This window comes from Aeromonas sp. 6P (genome assembly GCF_051919525.1).
In the GTDB taxonomy this organism is placed as follows: domain Bacteria; phylum Pseudomonadota; class Gammaproteobacteria; order Enterobacterales; family Aeromonadaceae; genus Aeromonas; species Aeromonas veronii.
The window spans coordinates 268946-282312 of record NZ_JBQBEO010000002.1 but is presented as its reverse complement, the minus strand read 5'-3'; the positions used below and the strand labels follow the sequence as shown (position 1 = coordinate 282312).

14 protein-coding genes and 3 tRNA genes are annotated in these 13367 nt (G+C 59.0%); 5 read left to right on the top strand and 12 right to left on the bottom strand.

From position 1 onward, the window contains the following. Window positions 1–35 precede the first annotated feature (35 nt). The 8 genes from rplA to ACTG2J_RS01360 all read right to left on the bottom strand — a co-directional run bounded on the left by rplA (window position 36) and on the right by ACTG2J_RS01360 (window position 3969). A complete protein-coding gene (rplA, locus tag ACTG2J_RS01395) occupies window positions 36–737 on the bottom strand; it encodes a 50S ribosomal protein L1 (RefSeq protein WP_005339888.1) in 702 nt (233 codons plus the stop codon). A gap of 4 nt (window positions 738–741) precedes the next feature. Then, window positions 742–1170 (bottom strand): 50S ribosomal protein L11, encoded by a 429-nt coding sequence (rplK, locus tag ACTG2J_RS01390; RefSeq protein WP_005339887.1) that lies wholly within the window; start codon window positions 1168–1170, stop codon window positions 742–744. Between the two features lie 134 nt (window positions 1171–1304). Continuing rightward, window positions 1305–1847 carry a transcription termination/antitermination protein NusG gene (gene nusG, locus ACTG2J_RS01385; RefSeq protein ID WP_058056198.1) on the bottom strand — a complete coding sequence of 181 codons (543 nt, stop codon included), beginning with the start codon at window positions 1845–1847 and terminating at the stop codon, window positions 1305–1307. 9 nt (window positions 1848–1856) lie between these two features. Then, complete coding sequence (gene secE, locus ACTG2J_RS01380) at window positions 1857–2228, bottom strand: preprotein translocase subunit SecE (RefSeq protein WP_005306322.1); 372 nt, start codon at window positions 2226–2228, stop codon at window positions 1857–1859. Window positions 2229–2288: 60 nt separating this feature from the next. Beyond that, a tRNA-Trp gene (locus ACTG2J_RS01375) sits at window positions 2289–2365 on the bottom strand. 53 nt (window positions 2366–2418) lie between these two features. Further along, a complete protein-coding gene (gene tuf / locus ACTG2J_RS01370; protein ID WP_005339879.1) occupies window positions 2419–3603 on the bottom strand; it encodes an elongation factor Tu in 1185 nt (394 codons plus the stop codon). A 168-nt stretch (window positions 3604–3771) separates the two neighbouring features. Then, window positions 3772–3846, bottom strand: a tRNA-Gly gene (locus ACTG2J_RS01365). A 38-nt stretch (window positions 3847–3884) separates the two neighbouring features. After that, window positions 3885–3969 (bottom strand) — tRNA-Tyr (locus tag ACTG2J_RS01360). 263 nt (window positions 3970–4232) lie between these two features. Between ACTG2J_RS01360 and coaA the strand changes: the two genes are divergently transcribed. Then, a complete protein-coding gene (gene coaA, locus ACTG2J_RS01355; RefSeq protein ID WP_005339877.1) occupies window positions 4233–5171 on the top strand; it encodes a type I pantothenate kinase in 939 nt (312 codons plus the stop codon). A gap of 80 nt (window positions 5172–5251) precedes the next feature. On the opposite strand, the gene birA is transcribed toward coaA, so the two are convergent. Continuing rightward, complete coding sequence (gene birA / locus ACTG2J_RS01350; protein ID WP_069555544.1) at window positions 5252–6217, bottom strand: bifunctional biotin--[acetyl-CoA-carboxylase] ligase/biotin operon repressor BirA; 966 nt, start codon at window positions 6215–6217, stop codon at window positions 5252–5254. Then, window positions 6214–7251: a UDP-N-acetylmuramate dehydrogenase gene (gene murB, locus ACTG2J_RS01345; RefSeq protein WP_320545520.1), complete on the bottom strand. Its 1038-nt coding sequence runs from the start codon at window positions 7249–7251 to the stop codon at window positions 6214–6216. Before murB ends, birA begins: the two co-directional genes overlap by 4 nt. 127 nt (window positions 7252–7378) lie before the next feature. Between murB and ACTG2J_RS01340 the strand changes: the two genes are divergently transcribed. Together ACTG2J_RS01340 and ACTG2J_RS01335 are read left to right on the top strand one after the other, a co-directional pair. Next, window positions 7379–8032, top strand: a complete 654-nt coding sequence (locus tag ACTG2J_RS01340) for a potassium channel family protein (protein WP_005339863.1) — start codon at window positions 7379–7381, stop codon at window positions 8030–8032. Then, entirely contained in the window at window positions 8029–9384 is a 1356-nt protein-coding gene (locus tag ACTG2J_RS01335; protein ID WP_042082855.1) for a TrkH family potassium uptake protein, read from the top strand. Before ACTG2J_RS01340 ends, ACTG2J_RS01335 begins: the two co-directional genes overlap by 4 nt. A gap of 41 nt (window positions 9385–9425) precedes the next feature. Here ACTG2J_RS01335 and ACTG2J_RS01330 read toward each other — a convergent pair whose 3' ends face one another. Beyond that, window positions 9426–10256 (bottom strand): AraC family transcriptional regulator, encoded by an 831-nt coding sequence (locus ACTG2J_RS01330; protein ID WP_113740348.1) that lies wholly within the window; start codon window positions 10254–10256, stop codon window positions 9426–9428. Between the two features lie 101 nt (window positions 10257–10357). Between ACTG2J_RS01330 and ACTG2J_RS01325 the strand changes: the two genes are divergently transcribed. Next, entirely contained in the window at window positions 10358–10891 is a 534-nt protein-coding gene (locus ACTG2J_RS01325) for a carboxymuconolactone decarboxylase family protein (RefSeq protein WP_043823097.1), read from the top strand. A gap of 13 nt (window positions 10892–10904) precedes the next feature. Beyond that, entirely contained in the window at window positions 10905–11345 is a 441-nt protein-coding gene (locus tag ACTG2J_RS01320) for a DUF417 family protein (protein WP_113740347.1), read from the top strand. Between the two features lie 40 nt (window positions 11346–11385). On the opposite strand, the gene ACTG2J_RS01315 is transcribed toward ACTG2J_RS01320, so the two are convergent. Further along, window positions 11386–13359 carry a DNA topoisomerase III gene (locus tag ACTG2J_RS01315; RefSeq protein WP_113740346.1) on the bottom strand — a complete coding sequence of 658 codons (1974 nt, stop codon included), beginning with the start codon at window positions 13357–13359 and terminating at the stop codon, window positions 11386–11388. Window positions 13360–13367 lie beyond the last annotated feature (8 nt).

Sequence of the window (13367 nt, the reverse complement as noted above, 5' to 3'; positions counted from 1 at the left end):
ATAGATTAAATTTTGCGCCTTGTAAAACCCATCAATTAGGCCTGAGCTTCCAGAGAAGCTTGGTCTACGGCAACACCGGCACCCATGGTGGTGGAGATGCTGACTTTCTTGATGAATTGACCTTTGGCGGAAGAGGGCTTGCCTTTTTTCAGGGCAACCAGCAGAGCTTCCAAGTTTTCTTTCAGCTGAACTTCGTTGAAAGAAACCTTACCCAGAGTGGTATGGATGATACCATTCTTGTCGTTACGGTAACGAACCTGACCAGCCTTGGCGTTCTTGACAGCTTCGGCAACGTTAGGAGTTACAGTACCAACTTTCGGGTTCGGCATCAGGCCGCGCGGGCCCAGGATTTGACCCAGTTGACCAACAACGCGCATGGCATCCGGGGATGCGATAACTACGTCGAAGTTCATCTCGCCTTTCTTAACCAGATCGGCCAAGTCATCCATACCTACCAGGTCAGCACCGGCAGCTTTAGCTGCTTCGGCGTTGGCACCTTGGGTAAATACGGCAACGCGTACATCACGACCGGTACCGTGCGGCAGTACAGTAGCACCACGTACGTTCTGGTCAGATTTACGAGCGTCGATACCCAGGTTGACAGCAACGTCAACGCTTTCAACGAACTTGGCGGTAGCCAGTTCTTTCAGCAGGGCAATGGCTTCGTTGATGGAGTACTCTTTGGTACCGTCAACTTTTTCGCGAATAACGCGCATACGCTTGGAAAGTTTAGCCATTGTCTTAATCCTCCACTACCAGACCCATGGAACGAGCGGAGCCTGCGATGCAACGTACTTTTGCATCCAGATCGGCACCAGTCATATCCGGCTCTTTGGTCTTGGCGATTTCTTGCAGCTGGGCAACGGTCACCTTACCAACCTTGTCTTTGTTCGGCTTGGAAGAACCAGACTTGATGCCAGCAGCTTTCTTCAGCAGGAAGGAAGCAGGCGGAGTCTTGGTTTCGAAGGTGAAGGAACGGTCGCTGTAAACGGTGATCACGACCGGAGTCGGTGAACCTTTTTCCAGCTTCTCTGTACGAGCGTTGAACGCCTTACAGAATTCCATGATGTTAACACCGTGTTGACCCAGTGCAGGACCAACGGGAGGAGACGGGTTGGCTGCACCAGCAGCAACCTGCAGCTTGATATAAGCTGTGACTTTCTTAGCCATTAGGAAAATACCTCAAAAATGGGTTCTAGCGCCTCGGAGACTTGCTCCTGCAAACGGCTCCCCAACTAATAAAGGGGCAGCGAATTATAGAGATATTCGCTGCCCCTGACAACCGTTAAACGTACAGAATTCAATCAGCCTTTTTCGACCTGACCAAAATCCAGTTCAACAGGAGTAGAACGACCGAAGATCAGTACAGAGACCTTCACGCGGCTCTTCTCATAATCTACCTCTTCAACGGTACCGTTGAAGTCGGCAAACGGACCATCAGCAACTCGCACCATTTCACCCGGTTCAAACAGGGTTTTCGGACGCGGCTTGTCGTGGGCATCCTGCAGACGGTTCAGGATGGCATCGGCCTCTTTGTCGGAGATCGGTGCCGGACGGTCGGAAGTACCGCCGATGAAGCCCATTACACGCGGTACGTTACGCACCAGGTGCCATGTGGTTTCATCCATGATCATCTGGACCAGGACATAACCCGGGAAAAACTTGCGCTCACTCTTGCGCTTCTGGCCAGCACGCATCTCGACCACTTCTTCGGTCGGGACCAGTACTTCACCGAACATGTCTTCCATGCCATGCATCTTGATATGTTCGCGCAGGGACTTGGCTACACGGCCTTCATAGCCGGAAAAAGCCTGCACGACATACCATCTCATACGTTGTTCAGTCATGGCTTATCCTTACACACCGGTAATCAGGTTGACCAACCAGACCAAGGCACCGTCCAGAACGAACAGCAGCAGCCCCATCACGGCGGTCACCGCCAGCACAATCAGGGTTGTCTGAATGGCTTCCTGACGGGTCGGCCATACGACCTTGCGGACTTCCAGGCGAGACTCACGGGCGAATGCCAGTGTTGCCTTTCCCTTGGTGGTTTGCAGGGCTACTGCACCAGCAGCAGCAATGACAACGACCACACCCAGGGCGCGGACGGCAGCGACAACATCGTTGAGCAGGTAATTACCCACTACAGCGGCCGCCAGGATAATGAAAACCAGGCCCCAAAGCAGGGTATCCTTGCTTCCGCCCTGGCTCTCAGAACTAACACTCATACAACCCACCTGTATCTGACGTAACCAAAGACACAAAAGCCCCGTACGAGACGAGGTATATGGCAGGGGCGGCAGGACTCGAACCCGCAACCATCGGTTTTGGAGACCGCTGTTCTACCAATTCGAACTACGCCCCTACACAAGAAAGCCCCTATTATAGGGGCTTTGCTTTATTTATGTAAGCCAAAGATTAAGCGATTACGCTGGCTACAACACCGGCACCTACGGTACGGCCACCTTCACGGATAGCGAAACGCAGGCCGTCGTCCATCGCGATCGGAGCAATCAGGGTAACAACCATTTTGATGTTGTCGCCCGGCATTACCATCTCTACGCCTTCCGGCAGTTCGATGGTACCGGTCACGTCGGTAGTACGGAAGTAGAACTGCGGACGGTAGCCTTTGAAGAATGGGGTATGACGACCACCTTCTTCTTTGGACAGTACGTACACTTCAGATTCGAACTTGGTGTGCGGCTTGATAGAACCCGGCTTGGCCAGTACCTGACCACGCTCTACGTCTTCACGCTTAACACCACGCAGCAGCGCGCCGATGTTCTCACCTGCACGACCTTCGTCCAGCAGCTTGCGGAACATTTCAACACCGGTACAGGTGGTAGAAACGGTATCTTTGATACCAACGATTTCTACAGTCTCACCTACTTTAACGATACCGCGCTCTACACGACCGGTAACTACGGTACCACGGCCAGCGATAGAGAATACGTCTTCGATAGGCATCAGGAACGGCTGGTCAATCGCGCGCTCCGGCTCCGGGATGTAAGTATCCAGGTGGCCAGCCAGCTCGATGATCTTCTCTTCCCACTGAGCGTCGCCTTCCAGCGCTTTCAGTGCGGAACCACGAACTACCGGCAGGTCATCACCCGGGAAGTCGTACTCGGTCAGCAGTTCACGAACTTCCATCTCAACCAGTTCGAGCAGCTCTTCGTCATCAACCATGTCACACTTGTTCATGAACACGATCATGTACGGGATACCAACCTGACGACCCAGCAGGATGTGCTCACGAGTCTGCGGCATCGGGCCGTCAGTCGCTGCTACTACCAGGATCGCGCCGTCCATCTGGGCAGCACCGGTGATCATGTTTTTAACGTAGTCGGCGTGACCCGGGCAATCTACGTGGGCGTAGTGACGGGTAGCGGTGTCGTATTCTACGTGGGAGGTGTTGATGGTGATACCACGCTCACGCTCTTCCGGTGCCTTGTCGATCTGGTCGAAGGCGAAAGCTTTACCACCGAAGTGCTTGGCCAGCACGTTGGTGATAGCTGCAGTCAGGGTGGTTTTACCGTGGTCAACGTGGCCGATGGTACCCACGTTAACGTGCGGTTTATTACGCTCAAATTTTTCTTTAGACATGATCGTCCCTCTAAACTAACGCTGAGTACGCGGTGGCAAGCTAACCACAGAACAGTTTATATGATGGATTTGAATCTGGTGGGAAAGAGAGAGGTACTGATGGCTGGTTCGCTTGCCGAACTCACCCTAGGGTGCGGCTCTGCTAACGCCTGAGCCATATCAGCATCTTGGAGCGGGCAGCGGGAATCGAACCCGCATCATCAGCTTGGAAGGCTGAGGTAATAGCCATTATACGATGCCCGCATTTCTCTAACCCAAAGAACTCAAACCGCAGAGAAATATGGTGGAGGGAGAAGGATTCGAACCTTCGAAGGCAGAGCCGTCAGATTTACAGTCTGATCCCTTTGGCCGCTCGGGAACCCCTCCAGACGCCAGATTGTCACAACGGTAATTCTGCTTGCACCCGTTGTGTTTATCGCTTTTGCACGGCAAATAGACGATAGACAGTCAAGCGTCGCGCATTTTATTGTAAGGTTTTGGGGGATGCAACCATTGAACCCGGCAAAATATGCTTTATTGCTGGGAAGTTTGCAAAAAAGCGGGGGCAAACAAGCCAATCCTGCTGCGTCCCTTGTCGCTCCCCCACCCTTGGTGTATGGTCGCCGTGCCCAAGAAACAGTGATGACACCATGACGACAGAGCATAACCCCTATCTGCAATTCACCCGCGAACAATGGGCGTTATTGCGCGATTCGGTCCCCCTGACCCTGACCGAACACGATCTGCAGACCCTGCGCGGGATCAACGAGAAGGTGTCATTGCGGGAAGTGGAAGAGATCTATCTGCCTCTCTCCCGCCTGCTCAATCTCTATGTCAAAGCCAAACAGCGTCGCAGCCGGGTGCTGGAGCAGTTCCTCGGCCAGTCCCGCGGCAAGGGCACCTACATCATCAGCATTGCCGGCAGCGTGGCGGGGGGCAAAAGCACCACGGCCCGTATTCTGCAGGCCCTGTTGGAGCGCTGGCCGGAACATCCACGGGTGGAGCTGGTCACCACCGACGGCTTCCTCTATCCCAACAAGGTACTGGAAGAGCGCGGCCTGATGCGCCGCAAGGGGTTCCCGGAATCCTACGACATCCGCCATCTGGTGGAGTTTGTCGCCAACATCCGCGCTGGTCACGAGAAGGTCGAAGCGCCGGTTTACTCCCACCTTATCTACGACATCATTCCCGATGAGAAGAAGGTGGTGGAGCAGCCGGACATCCTGATCCTGGAAGGGCTCAATGTGCTGCAAAGCGGCATGGATTACCCTCAGGAGCCCCATCGGGTCTTCGTGTCGGACTTCGTCGACTTCTCCATCTATGTGGATGCCGATGCCGAACTGCTGCGTACCTGGTATATCGAACGCTTCCTGAAATTCCGCAGCGGCGCCTTCTCGGATCCCGACTCCTACTTCCATAACTACGCCAAGCTGGCGGAGAGTGAGGCGACCCAGATCGCGAGCAACATCTGGCAAGATATCAACTATCTGAATTTGCAAGAAAATATCCTACCAACGCGTGAGCGAGCCAACCTGATCATGACCAAGGGCCATGAGCACGCCATCGAGCAGATCAAACTGCGCAAATGATGACAGCCATTGCCGGATAACGAAGAGGGGGCCCGCAGGCCCCCTCTTCTGTTTGGCATCATGAGTGGCCTTGCAGGCCCTCAGTCGCCCCGACGCAGGGAGAGCTCGCCCCCTAGATAGAATTTGATCCCTTCACCTGTCTCCAGTCGCAGGGCGCCGCGATCGTCGATGCCACGAGCGATGCCGCGGATCTCCTGATCCCCCATCAGCAGGCGCACCGGGCGACCGGCAAAGTGATCGAGCCGGTTCCACTCATCGACAAAGCTTGCCAGCCCCTGCTGCTCAAAGGTGTGCAGCGCCCGCTGCAAATGGACGATCATCCGGGCTGCCAACTGATTGCGATCGACCAGCTCGGGATTGATGTGGCGCAGCTCGGCCCAGGCCTGATCGATCTTCTCACCTTCGCGGGCAGGCATCGCCAGATTGAGACCGATGCCGATCACCAGATGACAGCTGGCCCCGGCGCTACCGCTCATCTCTACCAGAATGCCCGCCAGCTTGCGGCCCTGATAGTAGAGGTCGTTCGGCCACTTGAGCTCGACCCCCTGATAACCAAGGGACTCCAGCGCTTCAACCACTGCCACGCCGACCGCCAGACTGAGCCCCATGGCCGCCGCCATGCCTTGTTCTAGTCGCCAGTACATGCTGAGGATCAGCTGGCAACCGAACGGCGAAATCCAGGGTTTGCCACGACGACCGCGCCCAGCTGTCTGACACTCGGCCAGACAACTCTCGCCGGAGCGCAGCTCATTGACCCGATCCAGCAGGTGTTGGTTGGTCGAGCCGATGACAGGAAAACAGTGCACCGGCGCCATCGGGGCCAGTACCTGCAAGGTAGCCTGATCATAGAGCGCCATCGGTACCGCCAACCGGTAGCCTTTGCCGGTCAGGCTAAAGAGATCCAGCCCCAGCTCCTTGAGCGCCGCCATGTGTTTGCTTACCGCAGCCCGGCTGATGCCGAGCTGCTCACCCAGCTGTTCGCCGGAGTGAAACTGGCCGTCGCTAAGCAGAGTGATCAGGGTCTGTCTGATGGGAGTAAGGGTCATGAGAGCACCTCGTCGAGCCAGGTTTCACCGTGCGCACCCATAAAACGCACCTCGTGCTCCAGCACCACGCCAAACGTCTGCTCCACGCTGTCACGGACATGAGCCGCCAGCGCGATCAGCTCCATGGCACTGGCGCCCCCCAGATTGACCAGCACCAGCGCCTGCTCCTGATGAACAGCAGCACGGCCAATGGCGAAACCTTTCAGACCGCACTGATCGATGAGCCAGCCCGCCGCCAGCTTGGCCTGCCCTTCTCCAGCCGGATAGCAGGGCATCTGCGGGTAGCGCGACTTGAGCGACTCCGCCAGCGCGGCAGGCACCACCGGATTTTTGAAGAAGCTGCCGGCATTGCCGAGTACGGCGGGATCCGGCAGCTTGGCCATGCGGGTGGCACAGACGGTATCGAAGATGGCCTGCGCCGAAGGCGCGTCACCGAGGGCTGCCAGCGGGCCATAGCCCAGCACCGGTTGCCACGCCTTGGGCAGTTTGAGTCCGACGGCGGTGATCAGGTGAGAATCCTGATACTCGTGTTTGAAGATGCTGTCGCGATAACCGAAGCGGCACTCTGCCGCCACGATCCGTTCAATCTCGCCACTCTGCCAGTTGAACGCCTCGACATAGGCGCAGAAGTCGGCCAGCTCAACGCCATACGCACCGATGTTCTGCACCGGCGCCGCACCGACCGTGCCGGGAATAAGCGCCAGATTCTCCAGCCCGAACCAGCCCTGTTGCAAGGTATGGCGCACCAGCTGATGCCAATCTTCACCGGCCGCCACATGGAGCAACCAGTGATCGCCACCATCTTCAGCGGTAATCCCCTTGAGCCGGTTGAGCACCACCAGACCGAGAAAATCGGTGGTGAAGAGCATGTTGCTGCCGCCGCCCAGATTGAGGCGCGGCAGCTGGTTGAGCTGCGGATCGGCACGCAGGGTCGCCAGATCGGCAACCTGCTCCACCTCGGCCAGCCAGAGGCAATACGCATCGAGGGCAAGGGTGTTGAGCTTCAACAAGGAGGCGTTGGCATTCAGTTTCATCGGTCTATCCCGGCTTGGTGCAAGGGCGCAGTCTACCTCAAGTTGCACCATGACGAAAAACCCGAGCCCTTTTCGGGGGAATAGCAGTGGTTTAGAGTAGGCGACTTCAACTGCTGAGGAATAACTCATGAACAACCAGTTTGCCGTCATCGGCCTGGGCCTGTTTGGCAGCGCGCTGTGCGAAGAGCTGCAACGGCAAGATGCCGAAGTACTGGCCATCGATATCGACGAGAGCAAGACCCGGCAAATCGCCGCCCTCTGCAATCACGTGATCGTGGCGGATGCCACCGATGAGGCCACCGTGGCCGAGCTGGGACTGGCCAATTTCGATATCGTCTTCGTTGCCATCGGTGACAACCTGGAGACCAGCATCCTCACTACCCTCGTCTTGAAAGAGGCAGGCGTGAAGAAGGTGTGGGTCAAGGCACGCGACAAGTTCCACGCCAAGATCCTGCAGAAAGTGGGCGCCGACAAGGTGATCAACCCGGAGTGGGACATGGGCCGCCGGGTCGCCCAGAGCATGCTGGACAACCGGCTGTTCGACTATCTGGAGCTGGGCCACGACATGGTGCTGACCGAGTTCGTGATTGGCCTGCAACAGAATGGCCGGGAACTGGGCGACTTCCACCTGCTGCAACAGAGCGATTTCCAGCTGCTCGCCATCAAGCGTGGTGATGTGCTGCACAACGTACTGACCGGCAAGATGGAGCTGCAACTGGGCGACATCCTGATCCTGGCGGGCAACAAGCACGCTATCGACCACTGGCTCGAAACTCTATGATCAACTGGCGCAGCAGCTACGCCTTCGCCCTCCATCGGGAGCAGGACTCTCGCTGGAGCGAAGCCCGGCTGATCCTCGGCAGCTTTCTGATCATTCTGCTGATTGGCACCATCTTTCTGGTGCAACCCTCCAGCCACAATGGCGAGGTTACCTTCGTCAACGCCCTGTTTACCGCCACCTCGGCCATCAGCGTGACAGGTCTTGGCGTGGTGGATACCGGCACCGCCTTCACCCTGCAGGGGCAGATTTTCCTGCTGATGCTGATGGAGATCGGCGGTCTGGGCCAGATGACCATGACCCTGCTGCTGATCGCCATCTTCAGCAAGCGGGTCGGTCTGCGCCAGCAGGTACTGGCCAAGGAGGCGCTGGGACAGGAAGGCTCGGTCAACATCATTCAGCTGGTCAAACGGATCGTGCTGTTCGCCTTTATTGCCCAACTGATCGGCACCGGCATCATGGCGATCCGCTGGGTGCCCGAGATGGGGTGGGTGCACGGCCTCTATGTCAGCTTCTTCCACGCAGTATCGGCCTTCAACAACGCCGGGTTTTCGCTGTTTGCCAACAACCTGATGGACTATAGGGACGACCCCATCATCAGCCTGACCATCGCCGGTCTGCTGATCCTGGGGGGGATCGGCTTTACCGTCATCGTCGATCTGGTGCGCAACCGCCGCTGGCGCAAGCTGAAGCTGCACAGCAAGCTGATGCTGCTGATGACCCCGGCCCTGCTGCTGGCCGGTACCCTGATGTTCTGGCTGCTGGAACACAACAACCCCGGCACCCTCGGCAAGGCCGGTGTCGGTGGCCAGCTGCTGGCTGCCTTCTTCCAGTCTGCCAGTGCCCGTACCGCCGGTTTCAATACCATAGATATCGGGCTGATGACCCCGGCGGCGTTGCTGTTCCTGATGATGTTGATGTTTATCGGTGCCGGTGCCACCTCGACCGGTGGTGGTATCAAAGTCACCACCTTCGCAGTCGTGCTGCTGGCGACCAAGGCATTTCTGACCAAACGGCCCCATGTCACCGCTTTTGGCCGCACCCTGTCGCCCCAGATCGTGACACGCTCGCTGGCCATCATCATCGTCAGCACCATGGTGCTGATGCTGGCGATGTTCCTGCTGATGGTGACCGAGGATCTGCCGTTCGACAAAATCATGTTCGAGACCATCTCGGCATTTGCCACCGTCGGCCTCTCTACCGGCATCACAGCCTCCCTGAGCGAGCCGGGCAAGCTGATCCTGGTACTGGTGATGATCTGCGGCCGTCTCGGCCCGCTGACCCTGGCCTTTATGCTGGCCCGCCCGGTCGAGACCCGCATCCGTTATCCGGAAGAGAACGTCTATACCGGCTGACCAGCCATGAACACGGGGCAGCCACTGGCTGCCCCGTTTTTTTATTCGGCTTGTTGCTGCGCCTTGAGCCAGCGCCCCGGGCTCACCCCCAGCTCCCGCTCGAATGCCCTACCAAAGGCAACACTGCTGCTGTATCCCGCACCCAGCGCCACCTGCGCCATAGGCTCCCCCACCAGCAGTTGCTGGCAGGCGCGCGCCATGCGCCAGCGGGTCAGATAACCCAGCGGCGCTTGACCGACCCGCTCCTGAAACCTCGCGGCAAAGCGGGCCCGCGACATGCCGGCCTCCCGCGCCAGCGTGGCCACCGTCCAGGGTTCATCCCCACGCTGATGCATCACCGAGATCGCCTTGGCCAACTGGGGATCGGAAATACCTGCCAGCATCCCCTGCTGACACACCCCTTGCTCGACCAGATGACGCAGCAGCAGGATCAACAGTACCTCCAGCAAGCGGGAGATCAGCGGATCCTGCCCGTAGCGGGGGTGAAACGCCTCGTCAAACAGCTGACTCAGCACCGGCGTCAGGACAGGCAACTCACGTAGCGGCAGCACCAGCGAGCCCGGTAATGCCAGTTGCAACGGCGATGCGCCCCCCTTGCCGAATACGACATTGGCGCACACCAAATCACACCCCCCCAGCGTTCTGGGTTCAAGCTTGTGAGGACGTCCCCGAGGGAACAGGATCAGGGTCGGCTCCTCGAGCAGCAAGCTGGCGCCCCCCTCTTCACGCAGCATGACGGCACCGCTGCGCAGCAGATGAAGATGTCCGCCACTCGGATAATCATCACTGGAGGAGTTCTGGCACAGGTTGCCGGCGAAGAAGATCTTGGCTTCGGGGGAGGCATGAACCAACAGGGCAGAGAGCGGATCCATATTTGAGACGAATAGTATTTATTTGCAGACGATGAGTGATAAACCGTATCACGAATGACGGCACACTGTCTCCCGTACCTTCACTACCACAGGAGAAGATCATGAGCCGTATCCAACCCGTATCCCAGCCGCAACCCGCAGCCGCCCAGACCCTGGCCACCCTGCAACGCAATCTGGGCATGGTGCCCAACCTCTACGCCACCCTGGCCCACTCGCCAGCCCTGCTCAATGGCTTCCTGGCCTTTGCCGAGGCTCTTGGCAAGGGGCGTCTCACTGCCCCACAACGGGAGTTGCTGGCACTGGCCATAGGTCAAGCCAACGCCTGCCAATACTGTTTGTCTGCCCACACACTGCTCGCGGGCAAGGCTGGATTCTCGGCACAGGAGATCCGGGCTGCCCGACTCGGCCAGGCCTCGGCTCCCCTTGATCACGCCCTGCTGCAACTGGCAACAGCGCTGGTCAACCAGCGCGGGGTGATCAGTGACGAGCAGCTTGCTAGCGCCCGGGCCGCAGGCGTAGATGACGAGCTGCTGCTGGAGGTGCTCGGCCAGGTGGTGGTCAATACCCTGACCAACTATGGCAACCACCTGGCGGCGACCGAGATCGACTTCCCGCCCGTCACTCTGACCCCTTAAACAAGGAGCCCCCATGCAGCAACATGACAAAGGCTTTCTGGTCGCTCTGGCGGGCGTGGTATTGACCCTGCTCTGGATCGGCGTCTTCAAGTTTACCCCGACAGAGGCAGCCGCCATCAAACCACTGGTAGCGAGCCACCCCTTGATGAGCTGGCTCTATGGCCCCCTGTCGGAACAGAGCGTATCGAACCTGATCGGGGTGGTCGAGATAGTGATCGCCATCGGACTGGTCGTGGGTCTGTGGCAACCTCGCATCGGTTACTGGAGCAGCATGGGGGCTATCGTCACCTTCCTGGCGACGCTGAGCTTCCTGCTGACTCTGACAGGTGTCTGGAAAGTGGTTGATGGCGTGCCAGTCACCGAGTTCTTCCTGTTCAAGGATCTGGTGTTTCTCGGTGTGATTCTGCACTACCAGCACAGGATCCGTGCCAGCTTGTCCACTCAGGCAGCCTGACAACAATGCCTTTGGCGCCCAGGATGGGCGCCTTTTTTCGTTATGCAGCCCTGGTCTGGCGTTTGCTGGCCGTCTTGCGCGGTAGGGGCCCGCCAGTCGTGCTGGTTGCCGGACTCTTGCGCCAGGTAAAACGCCGCTTGCTGGTGCCCGGCACCTCCTTGGGCAGGGCGCTGAAGCTGGCGCCGGAGTCCTGCCGCGCCCCCTCGATCAGGCCGTTGAGCTGCTCGGTGAGCGGCCCCATAAACTGCTGGTAGCTGCCGTGGCGCTCGGCGATCTGGCCGAGGCTCTGCTCCCACAGCGCCGTCATATCCGGCGTGGTAGCTGTCGCGGGCAACGCCTGAACCAGCGCCCGTCCGGTCGGGGTCGCCTTGATGCTCTTGCCCTGACGCACCAGAAAGCGGCGCTTGAACAGCAGGTCAATGATACCGGCCCGGGTCGCTTCTGTGCCGAGCCCATCGGTGTCGCGCAGGGTCTTGCGGATCTCGGGATCCTGCACATAGCGGGCGATGCCGGTCATGGCCGCCAGCAGGGTGGCATCGGTGAACGACTTGGGCGGCTGGGTCATTTTCTCCTGCAGTTCGCCCCGCTCGCAGAGCAGTTGCTCTCCCTCTTTCAGGGCAGGCAGCGTGCCCGCCTTCTCTTCGTCGTCATCCTCCTCCACCCCGAGCAGCGCCTTCCAGCCCGCCTTGAGGATTCGCCGCGCCTTGGCCTGAAACAGGCCACCGGCGATGCGCAGCAGCACCTTGCTGTCGTTGTATTCGAACGGGGGATAGAACTGCAGCAGATACTGTCGGGCAATCAGGCCATAGAGCTTTGCCTCGTCGGCCCCCAGCGTGGCGGGGTTGCCCTGCTTCTCGGTGGGGATGATGGCGTGGTGGGCATCCACCTTGCTATCGTTCCACGCCTTGCTGCGGATCTTGCCGTCTGCCTCGCTCACCGCCTTGGCCAGCGCAGGCGCTGTGGCGGCGATGGCGCCGCGCACCTGCTCGGCCCGCTTGAAATGGTCGGTCGGCAGATAACGGCTGTCGGAGCGCGGATAGGTGATGAGCTTGTGACGCTCGTAGAGGCTTTGGCAGATGTCGAGCACCCGCTTGGCATCCATGCCGAAGCGCTTGGCGGCATCGATCTGCAGGCTGGAGAGGTTGTAGGGCAGCGGCGCCGCCTGCTTGCGGGCCTGCTCCTCCACCGATTCGACTTGCGCAGGCTGGCCGTTGATCCGGCTCACCACCTTGTCGGCCAGCGCCCGGTTGAGCACCCGCCCCTCCTCGTCCTGCCAGGGCAGACAGGCTTCCGATGGCAGCCACTTGGCGGTGAAGCGCTCGTTGCCCTCGGTCAGCAGATGGGCCAGCACCTCGTAGAAGGGTTTGGGCACGAAGGCCTCGATCTCGAGATCCCGCCGCACCACCAGCCCCAGCAGCGGGGTCTGCACCCGGCCAACCGAGAGCAGCTCACTGCAACCCGCCTTGCGTCCGAGCAGGGTGTAGGCGCGGGTCATGTTGATGCCATAGAGCCAGTCAGCCCGACTGCGGGCCAGTGCGGAAACCGCCAGCGGCACGAACTCCTTGTTGTCTCTGAGCTTGTCGAGGGCGCGGCGCACCGCGGGCGGGTTGAGATCGCTGATGAGACAACGCTGCACCGGCTTGGTTTTCGGGTAGCCGAGAAAGTCGATCACCTCGTCCACCAGCAGTTGCCCTTCCCTGTCTGGGTCACCGGCGTTGACCACGCAGTCGGCCTGCTTGATCAGCCGCTTGATGACGGTGAGCTGGGTTTTGGTCTTGGGCTTGGCCACCAGCTGCCACTGGGCGGGGATGATGGGGAGATGCTCCATCCGCCACTGCTTGAAGGCGGCGTCATAGACATCGGGCTCGGCCTGCTCCAGCAGATGGCCGATGCACCAGGTGACCACATCCCCCTGGGCTGTTTCGATAAAACCGTCGCCCTTCTTGTGGGGCTTGGGCAGGGCATCGGCAATGGCGCGGCCCAGCGTGGGCTTCTCGGCGATAAAGAGTCGCATCGGTGGCT

Bases quoted from the DNA above. Each gene is read 5' to 3' on its own strand.
- rplA (WP_005339888.1), bottom strand. From the start codon at position 737: ATGGCTAAACTTTCCAAGCGTATGCGCGTTATTCGCGAAAAAGTTGAC.
- rplK (WP_005339887.1), bottom strand. From the start codon at position 1,170: ATGGCTAAGAAAGTCACAGCTTATATCAAGCTGCAGGTTGCTGCTGGT.
- nusG (WP_058056198.1), bottom strand. From the start codon at position 1,847: ATGACTGAACAACGTATGAGATGGTATGTCGTGCAGGCTTTTTCCGGC.
- secE (WP_005306322.1), bottom strand. From the start codon at position 2,228: ATGAGTGTTAGTTCTGAGAGCCAGGGCGGAAGCAAGGATACCCTGCTT.
- tuf (WP_005339879.1), bottom strand. From the start codon at position 3,603: ATGTCTAAAGAAAAATTTGAGCGTAATAAACCGCACGTTAACGTGGGT.
- coaA (WP_005339877.1), top strand. From the start codon at position 4,233: ATGACGACAGAGCATAACCCCTATCTGCAATTCACCCGCGAACAATGG.
- birA (WP_069555544.1), bottom strand. From the start codon at position 6,217: ATGACCCTTACTCCCATCAGACAGACCCTGATCACTCTGCTTAGCGAC.
- murB (WP_320545520.1), bottom strand. From the start codon at position 7,251: ATGAAACTGAATGCCAACGCCTCCTTGTTGAAGCTCAACACCCTTGCC.
- ACTG2J_RS01340 (WP_005339863.1), top strand. From the start codon at position 7,379: ATGAACAACCAGTTTGCCGTCATCGGCCTGGGCCTGTTTGGCAGCGCG.
- ACTG2J_RS01335 (WP_042082855.1), top strand. From the start codon at position 8,029: ATGATCAACTGGCGCAGCAGCTACGCCTTCGCCCTCCATCGGGAGCAG.
- ACTG2J_RS01330 (WP_113740348.1), bottom strand. From the start codon at position 10,256: ATGGATCCGCTCTCTGCCCTGTTGGTTCATGCCTCCCCCGAAGCCAAG.
- ACTG2J_RS01325 (WP_043823097.1), top strand. From the start codon at position 10,358: ATGAGCCGTATCCAACCCGTATCCCAGCCGCAACCCGCAGCCGCCCAG.
- ACTG2J_RS01320 (WP_113740347.1), top strand. From the start codon at position 10,905: ATGCAGCAACATGACAAAGGCTTTCTGGTCGCTCTGGCGGGCGTGGTA.
- ACTG2J_RS01315 (WP_113740346.1), bottom strand. From the start codon at position 13,359: ATGCGACTCTTTATCGCCGAGAAGCCCACGCTGGGCCGCGCCATTGCC.